This window comes from Ewingella americana ATCC 33852, from assembly GCF_000735345.1.
Taxonomy (GTDB): Bacteria; Pseudomonadota; Gammaproteobacteria; order Enterobacterales; family Enterobacteriaceae; genus Ewingella; species Ewingella americana.
Map to the genome: position 1 here is coordinate 1 of NZ_JMPJ01000079.1, position 288 is coordinate 288.

1 pseudogene is annotated in these 288 nt (G+C 46.5%); it reads right to left on the reverse strand.

The annotated features are described in order from the left end of the window. A pseudogene (locus GEAM_RS22950) lies at positions 1 to 244 on the reverse strand (F0F1 ATP synthase subunit A); the annotation flags it as partial. Positions 245 to 288 lie beyond the last annotated feature (44 nt).

Sequence of the window (288 nt, forward strand, 5' to 3'; positions counted from 1 at the left end):
TGTCACGCACATTGCTATCGACGAAACCAACAATCAGCTCAATGGCTGTTTGCAGTTTTCCTGGGACACCACTGGTGGCCTTTTTAGCGACGCGATGGAAAATAACCAGAAAGAGTACCCCGAGGACCACGGAGAAAAACATCGAATCGATGTTAATCGACCAGAATCCCGTCCCTACCTGAAGCTGTGTCAGATGGTGACCGATATACTCTTGTGGAGTAGAGATTTCTCCTGATGCAGACATGATGCCTCTTACCCTTTAGTAGTTAAGTACGGTAACTGTTAATG